This window comes from Curtobacterium sp. MEB011, assembly GCF_030209655.1.
Lineage (GTDB): Bacteria > Actinomycetota > Actinomycetes > Actinomycetales > Microbacteriaceae > Curtobacterium > Curtobacterium poinsettiae.
The window spans coordinates 399,579-421,913 of sequence record NZ_JARVRN010000006.1; the positions used below are offsets into that span (position 1 = coordinate 399,579).

17 protein-coding genes and 2 riboswitches are annotated in these 22,335 nt (G+C 69.0%); of the genes, 7 read left to right on the top strand and 10 right to left on the bottom strand.

What is annotated here, in order from left to right; translation table 11 throughout:
- Positions 1–84: 84 nt before the first annotated feature.
- Positions 85–2,007: a translational GTPase TypA gene (gene typA, locus QRN30_RS09095; RefSeq protein ID WP_017887064.1), complete on the bottom strand. Its 1,923-nt coding sequence runs from the start codon at positions 2,005–2,007 to the stop codon at positions 85–87.
- A gap of 121 nt (positions 2,008–2,128) precedes the next feature.
- Here typA and QRN30_RS09100 point away from each other — a divergent pair, with 121 nt between their 5' ends.
- From QRN30_RS09100 to QRN30_RS09110, 3 genes are all read left to right on the top strand, one after another.
- Positions 2,129–2,878, top strand: a complete 750-nt coding sequence (locus QRN30_RS09100; RefSeq protein ID WP_214518711.1) for a CPBP family intramembrane glutamic endopeptidase — start codon at positions 2,129–2,131, stop codon at positions 2,876–2,878.
- A gap of 145 nt (positions 2,879–3,023) precedes the next feature.
- Positions 3,024–3,503: a peroxiredoxin gene (locus tag QRN30_RS09105; RefSeq protein WP_159557579.1), complete on the top strand. Its 480-nt coding sequence runs from the start codon at positions 3,024–3,026 to the stop codon at positions 3,501–3,503.
- A 192-nt stretch (positions 3,504–3,695) separates the two neighbouring features.
- Positions 3,696–4,247 carry a PH domain-containing protein gene (locus QRN30_RS09110; protein WP_284760929.1) on the top strand — a complete coding sequence of 184 codons (552 nt, stop codon included), beginning with the start codon at positions 3,696–3,698 and terminating at the stop codon, positions 4,245–4,247.
- 85 nt (positions 4,248–4,332) lie between these two features.
- Here the strand turns inward: QRN30_RS09110 and QRN30_RS09115 are convergent, their stop codons facing one another.
- Positions 4,333–6,051, bottom strand: coding sequence for an ABC transporter family substrate-binding protein (locus tag QRN30_RS09115; RefSeq protein WP_017887069.1), 1,719 nt, complete (start codon positions 6,049–6,051; stop codon positions 4,333–4,335).
- Positions 6,052–6,306: 255 nt separating this feature from the next.
- Here QRN30_RS09115 and QRN30_RS09120 point away from each other — a divergent pair, with 255 nt between their 5' ends.
- From QRN30_RS09120 to QRN30_RS09130, 3 genes are read left to right on the top strand one after another with little or no spacing between them, the layout of a single operon-like run.
- Positions 6,307–7,287 (top strand): ABC transporter permease, encoded by a 981-nt coding sequence (locus tag QRN30_RS09120; protein ID WP_017887070.1) that lies wholly within the window; start codon positions 6,307–6,309, stop codon positions 7,285–7,287.
- Between the two features lie 3 nt (positions 7,288–7,290).
- Positions 7,291–8,229 (top strand): ABC transporter permease, encoded by a 939-nt coding sequence (locus QRN30_RS09125; protein ID WP_017887071.1) that lies wholly within the window; start codon positions 7,291–7,293, stop codon positions 8,227–8,229.
- Entirely contained in the window at positions 8,222–10,366 is a 2,145-nt protein-coding gene (locus tag QRN30_RS09130) for an ABC transporter ATP-binding protein (protein ID WP_017887072.1), read from the top strand. Before QRN30_RS09125 ends, QRN30_RS09130 begins: the two co-directional genes overlap by 8 nt.
- A gap of 104 nt (positions 10,367–10,470) precedes the next feature.
- Here the strand turns inward: QRN30_RS09130 and QRN30_RS09135 are convergent, their stop codons facing one another.
- The 8 genes from QRN30_RS09135 to gcvT form a co-directional block, all read right to left on the bottom strand.
- A complete protein-coding gene (locus tag QRN30_RS09135; protein WP_042539361.1) occupies positions 10,471–10,977 on the bottom strand; it encodes a PH domain-containing protein in 507 nt (168 codons plus the stop codon).
- A 62-nt stretch (positions 10,978–11,039) separates the two neighbouring features.
- Positions 11,040–12,782 (bottom strand): dipeptide ABC transporter ATP-binding protein, encoded by a 1,743-nt coding sequence (locus tag QRN30_RS09140; RefSeq protein ID WP_017887074.1) that lies wholly within the window; start codon positions 12,780–12,782, stop codon positions 11,040–11,042.
- Positions 12,779–13,729: an ABC transporter permease gene (locus tag QRN30_RS09145; RefSeq protein WP_017887075.1), complete on the bottom strand. Its 951-nt coding sequence runs from the start codon at positions 13,727–13,729 to the stop codon at positions 12,779–12,781. The genes QRN30_RS09140 and QRN30_RS09145 overlap by 4 nt, the downstream gene beginning before the upstream one ends.
- Positions 13,719–14,648 carry an ABC transporter permease gene (locus QRN30_RS09150; RefSeq protein WP_017887076.1) on the bottom strand — a complete coding sequence of 310 codons (930 nt, stop codon included), beginning with the start codon at positions 14,646–14,648 and terminating at the stop codon, positions 13,719–13,721. The genes QRN30_RS09145 and QRN30_RS09150 overlap by 11 nt, the downstream gene beginning before the upstream one ends.
- A 224-nt stretch (positions 14,649–14,872) precedes the next feature.
- On the bottom strand, positions 14,873–16,498 hold the full coding sequence (locus tag QRN30_RS09155) for a peptide ABC transporter substrate-binding protein (RefSeq protein WP_056072930.1): 1,626 nt from the start codon (positions 16,496–16,498) through the stop codon (positions 14,873–14,875).
- Between the two features lie 639 nt (positions 16,499–17,137).
- Positions 17,138–20,059, bottom strand: a complete 2,922-nt coding sequence (gene gcvP / locus QRN30_RS09160; RefSeq protein WP_284760933.1) for an aminomethyl-transferring glycine dehydrogenase — start codon at positions 20,057–20,059, stop codon at positions 17,138–17,140.
- Positions 20,056–20,433, bottom strand: a complete 378-nt coding sequence (gene gcvH, locus QRN30_RS09165; protein ID WP_017887079.1) for a glycine cleavage system protein GcvH — start codon at positions 20,431–20,433, stop codon at positions 20,056–20,058. The genes gcvP and gcvH overlap by 4 nt, the downstream gene beginning before the upstream one ends.
- A 4-nt stretch (positions 20,434–20,437) precedes the next feature.
- Entirely contained in the window at positions 20,438–21,583 is a 1,146-nt protein-coding gene (gene gcvT, locus QRN30_RS09170; RefSeq protein WP_031259689.1) for a glycine cleavage system aminomethyltransferase GcvT, read from the bottom strand.
- Between the two features lie 49 nt (positions 21,584–21,632).
- Positions 21,633–21,734, bottom strand: a riboswitch (glycine riboswitch).
- Positions 21,735–21,854: riboswitch (glycine riboswitch) on the bottom strand.
- Positions 21,855–21,950: 96 nt separating this feature from the next.
- On the opposite strand from gcvT, the gene QRN30_RS09175 reads away from it, so the two are divergent.
- Positions 21,951–22,325, top strand: coding sequence for a BlaI/MecI/CopY family transcriptional regulator (locus QRN30_RS09175; protein WP_031259691.1), 375 nt, complete (start codon positions 21,951–21,953; stop codon positions 22,323–22,325).
- The last annotated feature ends 10 nt before the right edge of the window (positions 22,326–22,335 follow it).

A 22,335-nucleotide genomic window follows, 5' to 3' on the forward strand; every position in this document is an offset into this window, starting at 1 on the left:
CCGCGAACGGCCCGACCACCTGTTGCAGGTGACCGGGCCGTCGGACGGAGGACGGGCCTCCGAGGGTGTTGCTCGTGCTGGTGCTTACGCGTCCTGGCGCTTCAGGCGGGCGTACGAGCGCTGGCGGGCCTGCGCGTCGAGCTCCACCTTGCGGATGCGGACGACGGCCGGGGTGACCTCGACGCACTCGTCCTCGCGCGCGAACTCCAGGCACTCCTCGAGCGAGAGTTGGCGCGACGGCGTCATCGACTCGAAGGAGTCGGCGTTCGCCGAACGCATGTTCGTGAGCTTCTTCTCCTTCGTGATGTTGACGTCCATGTCGTCGGCGCGCGAGTTCTCGCCGATGACCATGCCCTCGTAGACCTCTTCGGTCGGGTTGACGAAGAAGGTCATCCGCTCCTGGAGGTTCGTGATGGCGAACGGCGTGACGACACCCGAACGGTCGGACACGATCGAGCCGTTGATGCGGGTCTGGATCGGGCCGGCCCACTCGTCGTAGCCGTGCGAGATCGCGTTGGCGATGCCGGTGCCGCGGGTCTCGGTCAGGAACGACGTGCGGAAGCCGATCAGGCCACGCGACGGGACGATGAACTCCATGCGCACCCAGCCGGTGCCGTGGTTCGTCATGTTCTCCATGCGGCCCTTGCGAGCGGCCATGAGCTGCGTGATCGCGCCGAGGTACTCCTCCGGCGTGTCGATCGTCATGTGCTCGTACGGCTCCTGCAGCTTGCCGTTCTCGTCACGCTTGGTGACGACCTGCGGCTTGCCGACGGTGAGCTCGAAGCCCTCACGACGCATCTGCTCGACGAGGATGGCCAGTGCGAGCTCGCCGCGACCCTGGACCTCCCACGCGTCCGGACGACCGATGTCGAGGACCTTGAGCGAGACGTTGCCGATGAGCTCGCGGTCGAGGCGCTCCTTGACCATGCGGGCGGTCAGCTTGTGGCCCTTGACCTTGCCGACGAGCGGGCTGGTGTTCGTGCCGATCGTCATCGAGATCGCCGGGTCGTCGACCGTGATGGTCGGCAGCGGGCGGACGTCCTCGGGGTCGGACAGGGTCTCACCGATGGTGATCGTGTCGAACCCGGCGACGGCGACGATGTCACCGGGGCCGGCCGACTCGGCCGGGTAGCGCTCGAGCGCCTTGGTGATGAGGAGCTCGGTGATGCGGGCGTTGACGACGGTGCCGTCGTGCTTGACCCACGCGACCGTCTGGCCCTTCTTCATCGTGCCGTGGAAGATGCGCAGCAGCGCGAGACGACCGAGGAACGGCGACGCGTCGAGGTTGGTGACGTGGGCCTGCAGCGGGTGCTGGTCGTCGTACTTCGGCGCCGGGACGTGCTGCAGGATGGCCTCGAACAGGGGCTCGAGGTCGTCGTTGTCGGGCAGCTCGCCGTCGTTCGGCTTGTTGCGCGACGCGGCACCGTTGCGGCCCGAGGCGTAGACCACCGGGACGTCGAGGATCGCGTCGAGGTCGAGGTCGTCGACCTCGTCCGACAGGTCGGAGGCCAGGCCGAGCAGCAGGTCCTGCGACTCGGAGACGACCTCGTCGATGCGGGAGTCGGGGCGGTCCGTCTTGTTGACGAGCAGGATCACCGGGAGCTTCGCGGCGAGCGCCTTGCGGAGCACGAAGCGGGTCTGGGGCAGCGGGCCCTCGGACGCGTCGACCAGCAGGACGACACCGTCGACCATGGACAGACCGCGCTCGACCTCGCCGCCGAAGTCGGCGTGACCCGGGGTGTCGATCACGTTGATGGTGATGGGGCCGTCCGAGCCGAACTCGGTCGCGTGCTTGCCGTTGTAGAGCACCGACGTGTTCTTCGCGAGGATCGTGATGCCCTTCTCGCGCTCGAGGTCGTTCGAGTCCATCATGCGGTCTTCGCCCTCGAAGTGGGCGTCGAACGAGTTGGTCTGCGTGAGCATCGCGTCGACGAGGGTGGTCTTGCCGTGGTCGACGTGTGCCACGATGGCGACGTTGCGCAGGTCGGACCGGGTGGCGAGCGCCATACAGGACATCCTTCAATTTCTGGGAGAGTGTCGGGCCAGTGTCTTCACAGCACCGCACCCGCGGGCAGAACGCCCGACACGCCAGTCTACCGGTAGTTCGCAACAGACAGGAGTACTGACGATGAGCCGTCGGCGAACGTGGGTCGAGATCACCATCGTCCTGCTGCTCTCGCTCGGCGCCAGCGCCCTGTACTCGATCCTGCAGATCATCGACGACCTGTCGCAGACGACGCCGCTCGGCGAGCAGTCGACGGCCCTGAACACCTCGTCGACGACGGTGCAGTACGTCGACCTCGCCCGGCAGCTCCTGGGCATCGCGGTGGACCTGGCCCCGGTGGCACTCGTCTGCTCCCTGCTGTGGAGCACCTCGCGACCGCACCTCGGCCGGCTCGGCATCGACCGGTTCCGGGCGAAGCCGGACCTGGGCGGCCCGGCCCTGATCGCGCTCTGCATCGGGATCCCGGGGCTCGCGCTGTACTTCGCCGGACGTGCGCTCGGCATCACGGTCGCCGTCGACCCCGCCGCACTGAACTCGTACTGGTGGACGATCCCGGTCCTGCTGCTGTCCGCGATCCGCTCGGGGCTGCAGGAGGAGGTGATCGTGATCGGGTACCTCTACGCCCGGCTCGGTGACCTCGGGTGGGGCCGCTGGCAGATGATCCTGTCGACCGCCCTGCTGCGTGGCAGCTACCACCTGTACCAGGGCTTCGGGGCGTTCATCGGCAACGCGGTGATGGGCGTCGTGTTCGGCTGGATCTACACGAAGTGGGGTCGGCTGCTGCCGCTCGTGATCACGCACGCCCTGCTCGACGCGGTGGTCTTCGTCGGGTACCCCTGGGTGGCGCACGCGTTCCCGCAGTTGTTCGCGTAGGCCGCGGGGCCGCTGGCGGAACGCCGCGTCGCGGGGCCGCCGGCTCGCTGGCCCGTCGGCCGTTCAGCGCGCCACCGGGCGCATCCACAACCCCAGCACAGCGCGCCGAGGTCCGAGGGCCGAACCGCAGCCCTACGGTGAGCGCATGAGCATCCCCGCGATCGGCGAGTCCGCACCGTCGTTCACCCTGCCGGGGATGGTCGTGCGCCGTGGCGTCCGCTCCGACGACGAGTACGACCTGTCCGCCGAGATCGGCCGCACGGTCGTGCTGGCCTTCTACCCGGGCGACGCGACGGCGATCTGCACGGCCCAGCTCTGCAGCTACCAGGCCGAACTCGACGAGTTCACCGACCTCGGTGCCACGGTGTGGGGCATCAGCCCCCAGGCACTCGACTCGCACGAGGAGTTTGCCCGCGGCTCCTCGCTCGCGTTCCCCCTGCTCAGCGACACCGCGGGCTCGGTCATCCGCGCCTACGGCGTCCAGGCACCGGGGATCGGCCTGCGACGATCCGTGTTCGTGATCGGCCCCGACGGCGTGCTCCGATGGCGCCACATCGGCCTGGTCGGCCTGCGGTTCCCGAAGGCCGAGACGATCCGCGAACAGATCGAACTGCTCGTTTCGTAGCCCCGGCGTGGGAGTCCGCTGAGCTCGTCGAAACGGGGTGTTGACACCCCAACCGGGGGCGACGACCATGGACGGCACGAGGGTCCGTCAAGGATCTGCCTCCCCGGGGAATCGGGTCGTCCGGAGATACGCGCCGGTGTGTCACACCCGCTCCCCGGGCGTCTCCGGGGAGGCATCTCGTACCCTCGTCCGGTGCACACCACCATCGTCGCCCCGGGCCTGCGCGCCCTCGCCCTCGTCCTCTGGGTCGTGGCCGTCGTGCTCGTCCCGCTGGCCCTGATCGGCGGCGGAACCCCGTGGCTCGTGCCGATCCCGACCATCGCCGTCGCCTTCGTCGCGTGGGCGGTGCTGTGGCGGCCGCGGTTCGAGCTGACGCCCGAGCACCTGCGCATCGTCGACGTCCGGCGCACCAGCACCTACACCTGGTCGCGCGTCAGCGAGGTGCGCACGAAGTACGGCATCGAGGTGGTCACCAGCGAGGGCGTTCGCCGCGTCTGGATCGCGACCCGCCCGACGGCGCGTCTCGCCGCGCACACCGGTGACCGGCCAGGAGGCCCGGATCGCCTGGACGTCGACGCTGCGGCCGCGCTGATGCTGACCCACGTGCCCGCTCCGGTGACGCAGGACGGCCCGCCCCCGTCGTCCGTGACGGCTGCGCCGATCACGCACCGCACCCACGGCTGGACGATCCTGGCGCTCGTGGTCCTCGGGTTCGCCGCGTCGCTCGCGGCGGCACAGTTCTGACTCGCCCGGACGCAGAACGACACCCCCGGCGTCGTGCGACGTCGGGGGTGTCGTTCGTGTGCGGTGTCGTTCTCGTGCGGTGTGGCTACTTCTTGTAGCCGACGTCCTGCCACTTGACCGACGACTGCTGGAACTGCGCCGGACCGTAGTTCACCAGGTCCTTGCGAACGCCCCAGGCGTACGGCTCGGCGAACAGCGGGATGGTGCCGGCGACCGCGACGATCTTCTTGCCGATGGCCTGCGCGTCCTTGATGCGGGCATCCGCGTCGAGTTCGCCGTTCGCCTTGTCCCAGGCGGCGCCGAGCGAGTCGTCCGTCACGCCGCTGTAGTTCTGGCCGGCGTCGGCGGGGTAGTAGATCGACTTCAGCGACGAGATCGGGAACGGGGTGCCCTGCCATGCGAAGTACGTGGCGTCGAAGTCACGCGTCGACGTGGTGACGTACTTCGTGAAGAAGTCGTCGGTCGGGACGGTGTCGATGGTGACCTTGAAGCCGGCGAGCTTCGTCTGCTGCTGCACGAGCTGCGCGACGTTCGCCGAGTTCGGGTTGTCCGAGGGGATCACGAAGCGGACGTCGAGTTCCTTGCCGCCCTTGGTCGCGTATCCGTCCGAACCGATCTTCCAGCCGGCGTCCTCGAGCTTCGACTTCGCCTTGTCCGTGCTGTAGCCGTAGACGCTCGACGCGTCGTCCTCGTAGCCCTGCTGACCGGGCAGGTAGACGAGGTTGTTGAGCACGTCGCCCGGGCTCTTCACCGGCGACAGGATCGCCTGGGCGACGACCTTGCGGTTGATGGCCTGTGCGAACGCCTGGCGCACGTCCTGGTCCTTGAAGACGTCCGAGGTGCCGTTCAGCGTGATCTGACGCTGCGTGGTGCCGAGCGAGCGCTCGATCTTCGAGTCGGACCGCGAGTTCGCCGTCTTGAGGTTGTCGGCGCTGCCGTTCAGGTTGAACGCGTCGAGCTCCTTGTTGCCGTACGCCTGGGCGACGCCGTCACGCGAGACCGTCTTGAAGACGATCGTGTCGAGCTTGCCCGGGTCGCCCCACCACTTGGAGTTCTTCTCGAAGGTCACGACGCCACCGTTGGCGTCGAAGGACTTCAGGATGTACGGACCACCGGAGACGTAGGTCTTGCCGTCGGCGGCGTACGGACCCTTGGCCCAGGCCTTGTTGAAGTGGTCCGGGGTGTCGACGGCCCAGTACGGGTAGATCGCGCCGAGGACGCTCGCCCAGTCGGCGTTGGTCTTCGAGAACGTCATGATGACGTCACGCTCGTCGGAGCCCTGCTTGACCGAGTCCACGTCCTCCCACACGTTGGTGGCGAGGGGCGCGAAGGCCTTGTTCGTGCCGTTCAGCGCCTTCCAGTTCGCGATGACGTCCTTCGCGCTGATCGGGGTGCCGTCCGACCACACGGCCTTCGGGTTGATCTTGATCTCGACGGTCTGGGGCGAGTCCTTGGTCAGCTCGACGGAGGTCGCGTAGTCCTTGTTCGCCTCCCACTCGCCGTTCTCCTTGAACTGGATGAACCCCGGCAGGTAGGTCTGCGAGATCGTCGTGTCGTCGACCGTCCCCGAGTCAAGGTTGGCCAGCTGCCAGTTCGCCGGAGCTGTGTCGATCGGCAGGGTGATCGACCCGCCGTCCTTGACGTCGGCGCGGTCCGCGACGGTCCAGCCGGTCGACTTCAGCGACGATTCGGCGACCGCGGAGTTGTCGCCGCCCGCTTCTCCGCCGCCGGAGCAGCCCGCCAGCACGACGGCAGCTGCCGCAGCGGTGGCCAGGACCGCGATGCCCTTGATCCTCTTTCGCATGGCGAGGATTCCCTTTCGTTGTGGTTCGCGCAGTTCGCGCTGGACCGCGGCGGCCCCGCCGTCGCGTCTGTTGGTTGAGAACCCTAGCCACATCCGAAGGCTGCACAAGGGTCTCTGCGAGGAATCGAAACACGCTCGTAACGAATGTTGCATAACGTCACTTCCGTTGTCCCACCCCGCCGTCCGGACCGGCTAGCCTGTCGCCACCGACAACGCCGTCCGGACGGACGGCCGCACCCAGAGGTCACCAACCACATGCTCGCCTTCATCGCAAAGCGGATCGTCAACTACATCGTCCTGACGATCGTGGCGACCACGCTCGGGTACATCCTCGCCAGCACGACGCTCAACCCGGCCGCCCGGTTCCTCGGGCGCAACCCGGCCGTGCCGCAGGGCACCATCGACGCGTCGCTCCGCAAGCTCGGCGCCGATCCGAACACCCCCATCCTCGTCCGCACCTGGGACTGGTGGGTCGGCCTGGTCACGCACGGGTCGCTCGGCATGAGTTCGCGCGGCACCGAGGTGACGGCCGACATCATCGCCCGGTCCGGGACGAGCCTGCGACTGCTCGTGATCGGCACGCTGCTCGGTGCGCTCTTCGGCGTGCTGCTCGGCGTCTGGAACGCGGTCCGGCAGTACAAGGTGTCCGACCAGGTCTCGACCTACGCGTCGTTCACGGTGCTCGCGACCCCGCCGTTCGTGATCGCGGTCGTGCTGATGATCCTGGCGACCTCCCTCAACCAGGGCGTCGGCGCACAGGTGATCAGCTTCACCGGTGAGTACACGCCGGGGGTGAGCGGGTTCTTCCCGGTGCTCGGCGACCGACTCGTGCACCTGTTGTTACCCACGATCTCGCTGACGGTCGGCGCCGTCGCGTCGTACTCGCGCTACCAGCGCTCCGCGATGCTCGACGTCCTGTCGAACGACTTCATCCGGACCGCCCGGTCGAAGGGCCGCACGCGCGGATCGGCGATCATGCGCCACGGCGTGCGGGTCGCCCTCATCCCGATGTCGACCTTCTTCGCCTACTCGTTCGGGTTGATCCTGACGGGTGCGAGCATCACCGAGCTGGTCTTCAGCTGGCACGGCATGGGTGAGTACTTCATCCAGAGCATCACGAACAACGACATCAACGCGGCAGCGGGCACGATCCTCTTCACGGCGATCCTCGTGCTCATCGCAGGGACCCTCGCGGACCTGCTGTACGCCGCGCTCGACCCGCGAGTGAGGGTGTGACCCGTGTCTGTTCTCGACCCCACGACCACGACCACCGCCGGTGACCCCGGCGACGGCAACGCCGGGACGCCGGCGCACGTCATCGAGGTGAAGGGCGGCCGCACCCCGCTCTGGCGCAAGGTGTTCGGCACCTGGCGCGCGCGCATCGGCGGCGGTGCGCTGCTGCTCATCATCCTCTGGGCGTTCGTCGGCCCGCACCTGTACCACTGGAACGCCTCCGACTCCGACGGGCTCGCGTTCGGCATGCCGCCGAGCGCCGCGCACTGGTTCGGCACGAACGACATCGGCCAGGACATCTACGCGCAGACCCTGGTCGGCCTGCAGAAGTCGCTGCTCATCGGACTCATCGCCGGACCGGCCGCGACCCTCATCGCCGGCATCGTCGGCGCGGTCGCCGGGTACTTCGGTGGGTTCGTCGACCGTGCGCTCGTCTGGGGCATCGACCTGCTCCTGGTGATCCCGTCGTTCTACGCGCTCGTGCTCCTCAGCCCGCTGTTCAAGAACCTCAGCTGGCTCGCACTCATCGTGGGGCTGGCGATCTTCGGCTGGATGATCATGGCCCGGGTGATCCGGGGGCAGACGATGTCCCTGCGCGAGCGCGACTACGTCAAGGCCGCCCGGTTCATGGGTGTGCCCTCGTTCACCATCATCCGACGGCACATCCTGCCCAACGTGGCATCGCTGCTCATCATCGACGCGACGCTGGGTGTCGGGGCGATGATCCTCTCCGAGAGCGCCCTCAGCTACTTCGGCTTCGGCATCCAGATCCCCGACGTCTCGCTCGGCACCCTGCTCGCCGCCGGCAGCCAGTCGGCCGTCACCCGCCCGTGGCTCTTCGTCCTGCCCGCAGCGACCCTCGTCGCGACCGTGCTCTCGACCAGCCTGCTCGGCGACGCCCTGCGCGACGCCATCGACCCCACCTCCGGAGCCAACCGTGACTGAGCCGCTGCTCACCGTGTCCGACCTGTCGGTCACGTTCAACCCGAAGACCAAGCCCGTCTACGCGGTCCGGGGTGTCGACTACTCGGTCGCCCCCGGCGAGTTCCTCGGGATCGTCGGTGAATCGGGGTCCGGCAAGTCGGTGTCCTCGATGGCCGTGATGGGCCTGCTGCCGTCGTCCGCCCAGGTGCAGGGCAGCATCCGCTTCGACGGGCAGGAGCTCGTCGGCAAGAACGACCGTGAGATGTCGGCGCTGCGCGGTCGTGACATCGCGATGGTGTTCCAGGACCCGCTGTCCGCCCTGACGCCGGTGTACACGATCGGGCAGCAGATCGTCGAGGGCCTGCGCCTGCACGACCGGTCGCTGACCGCACACGCCGCGCGCACCCGCGCCGAGGAACTGCTGCGCATCGTCGGCATCCCGAACCCGGCGCGACGGCTCGACGCGTTCCCGCACGAGTTCTCCGGCGGCATGCGGCAGCGCGCGATGATCGCGATCGCCATCGCGAACGACCCGAAGCTGATCATCGCCGACGAGCCGACCACCGCCCTCGACGTAACGATCCAGGCGCAGATCCTCGACGTGCTGCAGACCGCGAAGGACATGACCGGTGCGGCCGTCGTGCTCATCACGCACGACCTGGGCGTCGTCGCCGGCAACGCCGACCGCGTCGCCGTGATGTACGCCGGCCGGATCGTCGAGACGGCACCGGTCCTGCCGCTGTTCCGCGAGCCGGTGATGCCGTACACGATCGGGCTGCTCCGCTCGATGCCGAACATGACGTCCGCCCGCACCGAGCGGCTCGTCCCGCTCGACGGCCGCCCGCCCCTGCTGACGCAGAAGCCGACGGGCTGCCCGTTCGCCGACCGCTGCCCCGCCGTCCTCGACGCCTGCCGCGACGGCGAACCCGCCCTCGTCGCGACGACGGTGCCGCAGAGCGCCGACAACCCGGTCATGACCGGCGCCGTGCAGACGATCGGCAACGGCACCCTGCTCGACGAGCACACCGCCGCGTGCATCCGCCGCGACGAGATCGCCGCGGGCACCCTCGAGCGCTCGGAGATCTTCCCCCGCCCCGAGGACGTCCCCGAGGCCAGCGTCGACCACGGCGACGACGTCGTGCTCGAACTGGACGACGTGGTCAAGACGTTCCCGCTCACCAAGGGCGCACTGTTCCGCCGGCAGATCGGCGAGGTGCACGCGGTGGACGGCATCTCCCTGACGCTCAAGCGCGGGCAGGTGCTCGGCCTGGTCGGCGAGTCCGGCTGCGGCAAGACGACGACGATCATGGAGATCCTCGAACTCGCCGGCGCCCAGCACGGCACCATCCGGGTGAACGGCGTCGACACCGCCTCGCTCTCCAAGAAGGACCGTCTGGCCCTGCGCCGCGACATCCAGGTGGTCTTCCAGGACCCGATGGCGTCGATCGACCCGCGCCTCGACATCGGTTCGGTGATCGGCGAACCCCTCACGGTGCACGGCGTCGCGAAGGACGAGATCCGTCGGCGCGTGCGCGAGGTGCTCGAGCTGGTCGGCCTCGAGCCGACCTACATCGACCGGTACCCGCACGAGTTCTCGGGCGGCCAGCGGCAGCGCATCGGCATCGCCCGTGCGCTGATCGTGGAGCCGAAGATCCTGGTGCTCGACGAGCCGGTGTCCGCACTCGACGTCTCGGTGCAGGCCGGTGTGATCAACCTGCTCGAGGACCTCAAGCACCGTCTCGGCCTGTCCTACCTGTTCGTGGCGCACGACCTGTCCGTCGTCCGGCACATCGCCGACGACGTCGCCGTCATGTACCTCGGCCGCATCGTCGAGTACGGCGACGGGGACGCGGTCTTCTCGGACCCGCAGCACCCGTACACGCGGGCCCTGCTGTCGGCTGTCCCGGTGCCGGACCCGATGGCCGAGGCCGCCCGCGGGCGCATCCTGCTCGAGGGCGACCTGCCCTCCCCCACGGAGCGCATCGACGGCTGCCGGTTCCGCACGCGCTGCCCGCTCTACCAGCTCCTCGACGAGGGCCGGCAGGAGCAGTGCCGCACCATCGACCCGGGCCTCGAGCCCGTGCACGGCCGTGGCGTCGCCTGCATCCAGACCGACCAGGAGCACCTGCTCACCGAGCGGGTCGGCGCGGTCGTCTGACGACGACGGTCACGTCGTGGACGTGACCAGCAGACGGACGGGAGGCCCGGTACCAGCTGGTACCGGGCCTCCCGTCCGTCGTGTGGTCGCGATCGCGAGCCGCGTCAGGCTCCCAGCCACAGGCTGAGCAGCGAGGCGGCGAGCAGCGCCAGCGCAGCGGCGCCGACCGCCAGTGCCGGCGCGTCCCAGCCGCGCACGGCATCACCGGTGCCGGTCGCCGCGCGGCGCTCAGACCATCGGTCGAGCAGGACCGTCATCTCGTCGGGCTGGCGCATCACGGCACGCTCGCCGCGTCGGGCGGGTTTCGGCCGCGGCAGCGACGGGCCGCCCCAGCACTGGACCTTGCGTCCGGCGACCGTCTCGATCACGATCTGCCAGCGGAGCCGGACGTCGGCGACCGCGTGCCACGGCACCACGGTGCGGCGGAGCGGGTTGAGCACCGTGACCGCACGGTCGTCGATGACGATGCACGGGCGGAAGGTCAGGACCCAGAGCGCCCAGACGAGCACGGCGATCGGGCCGGCGGCGCGGAGCACGACGTCCCAGCTCCCCCGGAACGCGGCGTCGCCCAGCAGGAAGACGCCCAGGACGGCGACGAGGCCGGCCGCCACCGCGCCCCCGCGACCAGCGCGGAGGACGAGGGGGCGTCCGGCCTCGTTCGTGTCCAGGGGGATCAGCGTCCGAACTCGAACCCGGCGCCGGGGATGGCGGCCAGGAGGTCCTTCGTGTACTGCTCCTTCGGGGCGGCGAAGACCTCGTCGGTCGTCGCCTTCTCGACGATCTGCCCACGACGCATGACGCACACGTTGTCCGCGACGAGGCGGACGACCGCGAGGTCGTGCGTGATGAACAGGTACGTCAGGCCGAGCTCGGTCTGCAGCTCGGTGAGCAGGTCGAGGATCTGGCCCTGCACGAGCACGTCGAGCGCGGAGACGGCCTCGTCGAGGACGATGACCTCCGGCTTGAGCGCCAGCGCGCGAGCGACGGCGATGCGCTGTCGCTGACCACCGGACAGCTCGTTCGGGTAGCGGTTCACCATCGACTTCGGGAGCGCGACCTGGTCGAGGAGCTCGAGCACCCGGGCACGGCGCGAGGCCTTGTCGCCCACCTTGTGCGTGGCGAGCGGCTCGGCGATCGTGTTCCCGACGTTGTACATCGGGTCCAGGGAGCCGTACGGGTCCTGGAACACCGGCTGCACACGGCGGCGGAAGTCGAAGAGGTCCTTGCCCTTCAGCGCGCCGATGTCGATGCCGTCGAACTGCACGGTGCCGCTCGTGATGCTCTCGAGCTGCAGGACGAGCTTCGCGACGGTCGACTTGCCCGAACCGGACTCGCCGACGAGCGCCGTGGTGGTGCCCTTCTGGATCGAGAACGACACGTCGTCGACGGCCTTGAGCTCCCGCGTGGCGAGGCTCTTGCCGCGCAGCTTGTAGACCTTCTCGAGGTTCTTCACCACGATGAGGTCCTCGGCTGGACGGTGCTCGCGCTCCTGGGCGCGGGCGATGAGCTCGGCGTCGTCACTGCCGGTGTCGGCGATGTCGATCCGCTGGTGCTGCACCTTCGACTGGATGCGACGGCTGGCCAGCGAGGGGGCCGCCGCGACGAGGCGCTGCGTGTACGGGTGCTGCGGGTTGGCCAGGATCTCCTTGGAGGGGCCGGCCTCGACGACCTGTCCCTTGTACATCACGACGAGCTTCTCGGCCCGCTCGGCAGCGAGGCCGAGGTCGTGCGTGATGAACAGCACCGAGGTGCCGAAGTCGCGGGTCAGGGTCTCGAGGTGGTCGAGGATGACGCGCTGGACCGTGACGTCGAGCGCACTCGTCGGCTCGTCGGCGATGAGCAGCTGCGGGCGGCTCGACAGACCGATGCCGATGAGCACACGCTGCCGCATGCCGCCGGAGAACTCGTGCGGGTACTGCTTCAGGCGGGTCGACGCGTCGCCGAGGCCGGCTTCCTGCAGGACCTCGACCGCGCGGGCGCGGACGGCGGCCTTGCCGGTCGCCATGCCGTTCGCACGGATGGCCTCTTCGACCTGGAAGCCGATCGACCACAGCGGGTTGAGGTTCGACATCGGGTCCTGGGGGACGTAGCCGATCTCCTTCCCGCGGATCTCCGACATCTCCTTGTCGCTCAGCCCGACGAGCTCGCGCCCGTTGAACTTGATCGAGCCGCCGGTGACCTCACCGGTGCCGGGGAGCAGCTTGATGATCGCCTGGGCGCTCGTCGACTTGCCGGAACCGGACTCGCCGACGATGGCCAGGCGCTCGCCCTGTTCGAGGGTGAGGTTCACGCCGCGGACGGCCTGCACGAGGCCGCTCTGGGTCTTGAAGCCGACCTGCAGGTCGGTGATCTCGAGCAGCGGGGCGCCGGAGCCGCCGGTACGGCGGCTGTTCGGCTGGGTCAGTGTCTCGCTCATCGGCGGGCCCTCGCCTTCGGGTCGAGCGCATCGCGCACCACGTCACCGAGGAGCAGGAACGCGAGCACGGTGATGGACAGGGCTGCCGACGGCCAGAAGATCGTCGACGGTGCCGTTCGGATCGAGACCTGCGCGGTCCCGATGTCGAGGCCCCAGCTGAGCGCTGAGTCCGGGAGCCCGATACCGAGGAACGACAGGGTCGCCTCGGCCACGATGAACGTGCCGAGCGACACGGTCGACACGACGATGACCGGCGCCACCGAGTTCGGGATCACGTGCCGGACCAGCGTCTTGAAGCGACTGACGCCGAGCGCGGCCGAGGCCATGACGTAGTCGGACTGCTTCGCGCTGAGCACGGCACCACGCATGATGCGAGCGATCTGCGGCCAAGCGAACGCCGCGAGGACCAACGCCACGGTGATCGCGTTCCGCGCCGGGATGACCGACATGATCACGATCGCGCCGAGCACGGTGGGGATGGAGAAGAAGATGTCCGCGATGCGGGACACGATCGTGTCGAGCCATCCGCCGTAGAAGCCGGCGAGAGCGCCGATGATGACACCGACGATCGTGACCAGCACGGTGGCGACGATGCCGACGATCAGCGAGTTCCGTGCACCCCAGATCACGCGTGAGTACACGTCGTACCCCTGGCGGTTGTACCCGAAGATGTGGCCGGCTTCCGGGCCCTCGTTGCTCTTCGCGAGGATCGCCTTCCTCGGGTCGATGTGCGTGAAGAGACCCGGGAACAGCGCCACGACGACGATGAGCAGGATGAGCACGGCGGACACCCAGAACATCGGGCGGACACGCATGGAGTCCCAGGCATCGGTCCAGGTGGACCGGGTCTTCTCGTTCTCGTCGACCTGGTCGACCGCTTGGAGCGGGGTCTCCTCGATCGGAGCGACGTAGTGCGTCGCCGAGCGGGATGCGGCGTTACTTGGCATAGCGGATCCTCGGGTCCAGGACGGCGTAGAGCAGGTCGACCAGGAGGTTGGCGAGCATGAAGATGATGACCATCACGGCGACGAACGACACGACGGTCGGACCCTCGCCGAGCTTGACGGCCTGGAACACCGTGCCACCCACACCGTGGATGTTGAAGATGCCCTCGGTCACCACGGCGCCGACCATCAGGTTGCCGATGTCGACACCCAGGTACGTCACCACGGGGATGAGCGAGTTGCGGAAGATGTGCACCCCGATCACCCGACGACGCGGAAGACCCTTGGCCGTCGCGGTGCGGACGAAGTCCGCGCTCATGTTCTCGGCCACGCTCGCGCGCGTCAGACGCACGATGTACGCGAACGACACCGAGGCGAGCACGATCGCGGGCAGCACGAGTTCGTCCCACGGCGCTTCGCCCGACACCGTCACCCGGAACAGGCCGAGGTTGATGCCGAAGACGTACTGCAGCAGGAACCCGACGACGAAGGTCGGGACCGAGATGAGCAGCAGCGACACGACGAGTGCGGTGGCGTCGAACAGCTTGCCCTTGCGCAGACCAGCGATGACACCGACGACGATGCCGGCGACCGACTCGAACAGCAGCGCCAGGATCGCCAGGCGGGCGGTGATCGGGAACGCCGAGGCGAGCTGTGAGCTGACCGGCAGGCCCGAGTACGTCACGCCGAGGTCGCCGCGGAACACGCCGCCGATCCAGAGCAGGTACTGGACGATGAACGGCTTGTCGAGGTTGTACTGCTGTCGCAGCTGCTCGATCACCTGCGGCGTCGGCTGACGGTCGCCGAACAGCGCGGCGATCGGGTCGCCGGGCAGCGAGAAGACCATGAAGTAGATGAGGAACGTGGCCCCGAAGAACACGGGGATGAGTTGCAGGAGGCGCTTGCCGAGGTACCAGAGCATCAGATCACTGCCCGGTCCGGAGCGATGTCGATCAGGTTCATTGTGGTGAGGGGTGGACGGTCCGAGGGTCGGCACGGAAGTCCGGTGCGGGAGGGCGCCCGCAGTGTGGGGGAAGGTCTTGCCGCCGCGGTACGGGGGTTCGGGGACCGTGTGGTCCCCGAACCCCCGTCCGGTGGTCGCGAGGCAGGATACCTGCTCGCGGGGTGGTCTCTACGAGACCAGGGTCAGTTCTTGACCTCGACGTCGTAGTACAGCGGCACCGAGTTCCAGCCGAACTTGACGTTCGACACCGTGTCGGCGTTCCAGACGCCGGTCACGTTGGAGTACCAGAGCGGGATCTCGGGCAGGTCCTTGAACAGGAGTTCCTGGGCCTGGTCGAAGATCTTGTTGCCCTCTTCGACGGTGGCTGCCGAACGGCCCTTGGCGAGCAGCTCGTTGTACTCAGCCGAGTCGTAGCGCGCGTAGTTGCTCGACGAGCCCTTGCCCATGGTCGGGCCGAGGAAGTTGTACAGCGACGGGTAGTCGGCCTGCCAACCGGTACGGCTGCCGCCCGTGAGCTTGTCGTTCGTCTGCAGGTCCAGGGCTTCCTGGAACGTCGGGATCGCGTTGCCCTCGGCCTTGATGCCGAGCGTGCTCGAGATCGAGTTCGTGACCGCGGTCACCCACGCCTGGTGGCCACCATCGGCGTTGTACGTGATGGTGAGGGTGTCGTTGTACTTCGAGATCTTGTCGGCCTCGGCCCAGAGCTTCTTGGCCTCGGACTTGTTGTAGTCCAGGACCTCGGAGCCCTCGAGGTCGTCGTTCCAGCCGGCGATCACCGGCGAGGTGAAGTCCTTGGCCGGGGTGCGGGTGCCGTCGAAGATCTTGTCGGTGATCTCCTTGCGGTTGATCGCCATCGAGACGGCCTCGCGACGCAGCTTGCCTTCCTCGCCCTTCCAGTGGTCGAGGTAGTAGGGCAGGTAGATGCCCTGGAAGATCGCGGCCGGCTGGTTGACGTTCGAGTCCGGGAAGTCCGACTTGTACGTCTGGAAGTTCGCGTCCGGCACGGCGTCGAGGACGTCGAGGTTGCCGCCCTGCGCGTCGGCGTAGGCGGTGTCCTGCGAGGTGTAGAACGTGATCGTCAGACCACCGTTCTTCGGCTTGCGCTTGCCCTCGTAGTCCTTGTTGGCGACGAGCTTGATGGACTGGTTGTGCGTCCAGGCCTTCTTGCCGTCGAACTTGTACGGACCGTTGCCGATCGGGTTCTCACCGAAGGCCTTGGTGTCGTCGTAGAACGAGGACGGCAGCGGCACGAAGGCCGAGTAGCCGAGCGAGAGCGGGAAGTCCGACTGGGCCGACTTCAGCTTCACGGTGAACTCGTCGTCGCTCACGACCTTGAGGCCGGTGAGCTCGGAGTCCTTCTCGGCGTTGTACCCCTCGATGTTCTCGAAGAAGTACGAGGCGCTCTGCTTGTTCGAGAACTGGGCTGCCCAGTTCCACGCCTTCGTGAACGACTCGGCAGTGACCTTCTCGCCGTTGGTGAAGGTGTAACCCGTGTTCAGCTTGATGTCGAAGGTCTTCGAGTCATCGGTGTCGATGCTCTTCGCGACCTCGTTGACGGGCTTGCCGTCGGCGTCGTACGAGACGAGGCCCTCGAAGAGCGAGTCGATGACCTTGCCGCCACCGGTCTCGGTGGTGTTCGACGGGATGAGGGGCTTCTGCGGCTCGGTGCCGTTCGTGGTGACGATCCCGGACGCGTTCGCCGAGCCCGAGCCACCCCCGTTGGAGCTGTTGCTGGAGCAGGCGGTCAGGGCGAGTGCTGTGGCCCCGAGCACGGCGAGGGCGGTGAGCCCGGCGCGCTTCTTGATCAAGGTTCCTCCTGGTGCATGGGACGCGTTCGGGCACAGCTGTGTCACCCGGGCGCGTTTGACCTTTGCAGCGTAGGCAAGGTGAACAGTGGCGTCCAAACCCTGGAGCGAACGGTTACACGCCGGTAACCAACTTGCACGATCCTTGCGAGACGATGCAAGATTCGCGCGCACTCAGGTGAAGGGTGCGTTTTTGTTGCATCCGCATGAAATCTGTTGCACTCCGGCACAGTTCTGTGCAAGTCGGGGGACGGCCGAGCATCGCTCAGGGGTACGGCTCCGGGGCACTGGTCCGCGGTCACGACATGCCGCGAGTGCACCGCCGAGTGGTCACGAATCGTCGCTCGGCGGAGGCCCGGACGACGATTCGTGACCACTCGGCGGAACTGAGCGGGGTGTCGTGGCCACCCGACGCAGCGGGCCGGGGCGAGTCGCACCCGGACCGGACCGGGCAAGGCCGGGCCAGACCGGGCAAGGCCAGCCCCCAGATCGAGACCGGGACCGGGACACAGACCGGCACCTTCCGTCCGGACGTGACCGCGCCCCGCCCGGAAGAACCGGACGGGGCACGAGGCAGGGCACGAGGCACGGGGCACGAATCACTCGGCGACGATCACCACAGGGTGTCGGCGCCCGACCGGATCAGGCGAACGCCTCGATCGGCGGGCAGGCGCACACCAGGTTGCGGTCGCCGTACGCCTGGTCGATGCGGCGCACCGGCGGCCAGTACTTCCGGCCGCTGATGCCCGGCAGCGGGTAGACGGCCTGCTCGCGGGTGTAGGCGTGCGCCCACTCCCCCGAGATCACCGACGAGGCGGTGTGCGGCGCGTGCACGAGCGGGTTGTCGTCCGCCGGCCACTCTCCGCGCTCGACCGCTGCGGCCTCGGCCCGGATCGCGAGCATGGCGTCGACGAAGCGGTCGAGCTCGGCGAGGTCCTCGCTCTCGGTCGGTTCGACCATGAGCGTGCCCGCGACCGGGAACGACATCGTCGGCGCGTGGAACCCGTAGTCGACCAGGCGCTTCGCGACGTCGTCGACCGTGATCCCCGTGGTGTCCCGCAGCGGCCGGAGGTCGAGGATGCACTCGTGTGCGACGAGCCCGTCGTCGCCCGTGTACAGCACCGGGAACGCCTCGCGCAGGCGGGACGCGATGTAGTTCGCCCCGAGCACGGCGGCCTCGGTCGCACGGGTGAGGCCCTCGAGCCCCATCATCCGGACGTAGGTCCACGTGATGGGCAGGATGCTCGGGCTGCCGTACGGCGCCGCGCTGACCGGCCCACCGGCGTGCGCCAGGCGGTCGTCGGCGTCGGCCGTCGTCGCACCGGAGCGCCGGTCGGCCTGCTGCGCGAACGGGTGCCCGGGCAGGAACGGCGCCAGGTGTGCCTTCGCGGCGACGGGACCCACGCCGGGGCCGCCACCACCGTGCGGGATGCAGAAGGTCTTGTGCAGGTTGAGGTGCGACACGTCGCCGCCGAAGTCGCCGAAGCGGGCGTGCCCGAGCAGCGCGTTGAGGTTCGCGCCGTCGACGTAGACCTGGCCGCCGGCGTCGTGCACGGCGTCGCAGATCTCGCGGATGTCGTGCTCGTAGACGCCGTGGGTGGACGGGTACGTGATCATCAGCGCTGCGAGGGTGTCGGCGTTGGCGGCGACGCGGGCCCGGAGGTCCTCGAGGTCGACGTTGCCGTTCTCGTCGCAGGCCACCACGACGACCTTCATCCCGGCGAGCACCGCGGATGCGGCGTTCGTGCCGTGCGCGCTCGACGGGATCAGGCAGACCGTCCGGTCCTCGTCGCCACGAGCCTGGTGGTACCCGCGGATGGCCAGCAGCCCGGCGAGTTCGCCCTGGCTGCCGGCATTCGGCTGCAGGGACACGGTGTCGTACCCGGTGACCTCGGCGAGCCACGACTCGAGGTCGCCGATCATGTCGAGGTACCCCTCGACGTCCGCACGCGGTGCGAACGGGTGGATGTTCGCGAACTCCGGCCAGGTCACGGCGGCCATCTCGGTCGCCGCGTTGAGCTTCATCGTGCAGCTGCCGAGCGGGATCATGCCGCGGTCGAGCGCGTAGTCCTTGTCGGACAGGTGCTTGAGGTACCGCATCATGCGGGTCTCGCTGCGGTGCGCGCTGAACACGGGGTGCGTCAGGTAGTCGCTCTCGCGCTGCAGGGCGGACGGGAGGCCCGTGGCCGCGTCGCGCACGGCTGCTTCGGTCGCGGGCACCGTCACGTCCACCGCGCCGAGCACGCCCGCCAGCGCCACGACGTCGTCGGGCGTGGTCGTCTCGTCGACGGAGAGCTGGAAGGTGTCGGCGTCCACCGTGTGCAGCAGGTAGCCGGCGTCCTGCGCTGCCGCGACGATCGTCTCGGCGCGACCGACGGCCCGCAGGGTGAGCGTGTCGAAGTACGCGTCGTGCACGATCTCGACCCCGGCGTCGCGTGCCACGGCGGCGAGCGCACCGGTGGTCCGTGCGACCCGACCGGCGATGAACCGCAGGCCTTCGGACCCGTGGTAGACCGCGTACATCGACGCCATCACGGCGAGCAGGACCTGCGCGGTGCAGATGTTGCTCGTCGCCTTCTCGCGGCGGATGTGCTGCTCGCGGGTCTGCAGGCTGAGGCGGTAGGCCATCTGGCCGTCGGCGTCGAAGGACACCCCGACCAGGCGACCGGGCAGCTGGCGCTCCAGGCCGGCGCGCACGGCGAGGTAGCCGGCGTGCGGGCCGCCGAAGCCGAGCGGGACACCGAAACGCTGGCTGGTGCCGACGGCGACGTCGGCCCCCAGGTCGCCGGGGCTGGCGAGCAGGGTCATCGCGAGCAGGTCGGCGGCGACGACGGCGATGCCACCACCGGCGTGGACGCGCTCGATGACGGACGACGGGTCGACGATGCGGCCCGAGGCGCCCGGGTACTGCAGGATGACGCCGAACGCACCGTCGAGCTGCTCGTCGCTGGGGCCGTCGACGGCGTCGAACGCGCGCAGCGTGATGCCCACGGCATCGGCACGGTGGTCGAGCAACGCACGGGTCTGCGGCAGCAGGTCGGCGTCGACGAGGAACGCGTCGCCCTTGACCTTCGAGGCGCGGCGGGCGAGGAGCATGCCCTCGACCACGGCGGTGCCCTCGTCGAGCATCGAGGCGCCGGCGGTGGCCATGCCGGTCAGGTCGGACACCATGGTCTGGAAGTTGATGAGCGCTTCGAGGCGGCCCTGCGAGATCTCGGGCTGGTAGGGCGTGTACGCCGTGTACCAGCTCGGGTTCTCGAGCACGTTCCGCTGGATCACCGCGGGCGTGTGGGTGCCGTGGTAGCCGAGACCGATCATGGCGCGTCGGACGGTGTTGCGACCGGCCTTCGCGCGGAGTTCGGCGAGCGCCTCGGTCTCGCCGACTGCGGCCGGGATCACCGAGTCGGCGACGGGCCCGACGTGGATGGACTCCGGGATCGCGGCACGGACCAGGGCGTCGAGCGACGGCTGCCCGACGACGTCGAGCATCTCCTGCTGGTCGGCCGGGGTGGTGCCGATGTGGCGGTCGGCGAAGGACGTCTGGAGGTTCTCGAACGCGGTCATGCGATGGAGGCCCGGTAGGCGTCGTGGTCCATCAGGTCCTCGGGGAACGAGGTGCCGTCGACCTTGATCTTCACGAGCCAGCCGGCACCGAAGGGGTCCTGGTTGACGGTGTCTGGGGTGTCGACGACGGCGTCGTTGACCTCGACGACCTCGCCCTCGATCGGGGCGAAGAGCTCGCCGACGCTCTTGGTCGACTCGATCTCGCCGATCTGGTCGCCGGCGGTGGTGGCGGTGCCGACAGCGGGGAGTTCGACGTAGACGACGTCACCGAGCTGCTCGGCGGCGTGGTCGGTGATGCCGACGGTGACGGTGTCGCCCTCGACGAGCAGCCACTCGTGGTCGGCCGTGTACTGGAGTGCGGTCTGGTCGGTCATGGGGTCAGCCTTTCGAGGCGCGGCGGTAGAAGGGGAACGCGGAGACCGTGCTGGGGACGGCAGTCCCCCGGACGTCGATGTGGAGGACCTGTGCCCCGTCCGACGCGGCGGCGAGCGCAGCCGGGTCGACGAAGGCCATCGCGACGGGGTGACCGAGCGTCGGCGAGAGCGCGCCCGAGGTCACCGTGCCGACGACCGCACCGTCGAGCACGACGTCGTAGCCGGCCCGGGGAGCACGACGGCCCTCGGTCACCAGGCCGACGAGCACGCGGGCGTCCGCGGACGGGGTGACGCCGGCAGCACCGACGAACTCGCCGTCCTTCGCGACGACGCGGCCCAGGCCTGCCTGGGCCGGACGGACGTCGGTGCCGAGCTCGTGCCCGTACAGGGGCATGCCCGCCTCGAGCCGCAGGGTGTCGCGTGCGGCGAGCCCGGCGGGGACGACCCCGCGGTCGGCACCGGCCTCGAGCAGCGTGTCCCAGAGCACCGGGGCGGTGTCCGGGTCGGTGTAGACCTCGAAGCCGTCCTCGCCGGTGTAGCCGGTGCGCGCGACGAGCACGTCGGCGCCGTCGAACAGCGCGTGCAGCACCCGGTAGTAGCCGAGCTCGTCGAGCGGGGTCTCGGGCTGCAGGCGGTCGGCGACGACGAGGGCGTCGAGCGTGCCGGCCGCCGCGGGGCCCTGGATGGCGACGAGGGCCGTGGTGTCGGAGTCGTCGGAGACCTCGACGTCGAAGCCGTCGGCCCGGGCGGTCAGCGCGGCGACGGCGACGTCACGGTTGGAGGCGTTCGCGACGACGAGGAAGACGTCGTCGTCGGTCCGGTACACGACCAGGTCGTCGAGGATCCCGCCGTTCTCGGCGAGCAGCAGCGAGTACTTGGCGCGACCGACCGGCATCTTCCCGAAGGACCCGGCGAGCGCGTGGTCGAGGAAGGCGACGGCGTCGGTGCCGGTCACCCCGATCTCGGCCATGTGGGACAGGTCGAAGACCCCGGCGGCCTGGCGCACGGCGTGGTGCTCGGCGAGGTCCGACGAGTAGCGCACGGGCATGCGGTACCCGGCGAAGTCGGTGAAGGTCGCACCGGCGGCCTCGTGCACGGCTTCGAGCGGCGACGAACGCTGCCCCGGAGTGGGCTGTGGGGACGGACTCATGGCGGAGTTCTCCTGGCATCGGCAGGGCCCGGCGACGATCGCCGGGTGGAACTCCCCCTCTGTCATGGGCCTGAGAGTTTCACCGCGGCCCGTGAGGTCCGGCGGCTTTCACCGTGGGCGAGACGACCGAGCGTCTGCTTTTCAGAGTGGCCTGTCCGCTGCGGTGTGGGACCTGAGAGATTGACGGGGGGATTGCTCCTTCGGTGCCGTGCGCGCGCCCGAGGGCACGATGTACCCAGAGGTACTGCACGGCGTCTCCCGCGACGGATGAACGGCCGGTGTGTTCAGTTGTCCGCGTCGAGCATACCGAGGCCGCGTTTCGGGCGTGTGTCGCGAGCGAACCTTCGACATCTCGTAGAATGCGGGGATGGCCGGACAACGATCGCGCCCCCGCGGGCAGCTGGAGCAGGCGGTGCTCGACGCGCTCCGCTCCGCCGACGCCGGGCTCACCGCACGCCAGGTCCTCGACGCGTTCCCCGAGCCCCGCCCCGCGCTGACGACCGTGCTCACCGTGCTCGACCGACTCGGCCGCAAGGGCCAGGTGGAACGGGAGCAGCACGACGACGCTCCCCTGACCTTCCGCGCCGTGCACAGTCGCGACGAGCAGACCGCCTCACTGATGTCGAGTGCGCTGGCCGCCTCGACCGACCGCGAGGCCGCACTGCTGCAGTTCACCGGGTCGCTCGCCTCGGACGACCTCGAGGCCCTGCGCCGCGCCCTCGACGCCCGCGCCCGCTCCTGACCGGCCGCAC

Coding starts and splice junctions, on each gene's coding strand:
- typA (WP_017887064.1), bottom strand. CDS start 2,007: ATGGCGCTCGCCACCCGGTCCGACCTGCGCAACGTCGCCATCGTGGCA.
- QRN30_RS09145 (WP_017887075.1), bottom strand. CDS start 13,729: ATGCCAAGTAACGCCGCATCCCGCTCGGCGACGCACTACGTCGCTCCG.
- gcvT (WP_031259689.1), bottom strand. CDS start 21,583: ATGAGTCCGTCCCCACAGCCCACTCCGGGGCAGCGTTCGTCGCCGCTC.
- QRN30_RS09175 (WP_031259691.1), top strand. CDS start 21,951: ATGGCCGGACAACGATCGCGCCCCCGCGGGCAGCTGGAGCAGGCGGTG.
- QRN30_RS09120 (WP_017887070.1), top strand. CDS start 6,307: ATGCTCGCCTTCATCGCAAAGCGGATCGTCAACTACATCGTCCTGACG.
- gcvH (WP_017887079.1), bottom strand. CDS start 20,433: ATGACCGACCAGACCGCACTCCAGTACACGGCCGACCACGAGTGGCTG.
- QRN30_RS09105 (WP_159557579.1), top strand. CDS start 3,024: ATGAGCATCCCCGCGATCGGCGAGTCCGCACCGTCGTTCACCCTGCCG.
- QRN30_RS09150 (WP_017887076.1), bottom strand. CDS start 14,648: ATGCTCTGGTACCTCGGCAAGCGCCTCCTGCAACTCATCCCCGTGTTC.
- QRN30_RS09140 (WP_017887074.1), bottom strand. CDS start 12,782: ATGAGCGAGACACTGACCCAGCCGAACAGCCGCCGTACCGGCGGCTCC.
- QRN30_RS09100 (WP_214518711.1), top strand. CDS start 2,129: ATGAGCCGTCGGCGAACGTGGGTCGAGATCACCATCGTCCTGCTGCTC.
- gcvP (WP_284760933.1), bottom strand. CDS start 20,059: ATGACCGCGTTCGAGAACCTCCAGACGTCCTTCGCCGACCGCCACATC.
- QRN30_RS09115 (WP_017887069.1), bottom strand. CDS start 6,051: ATGCGAAAGAGGATCAAGGGCATCGCGGTCCTGGCCACCGCTGCGGCA.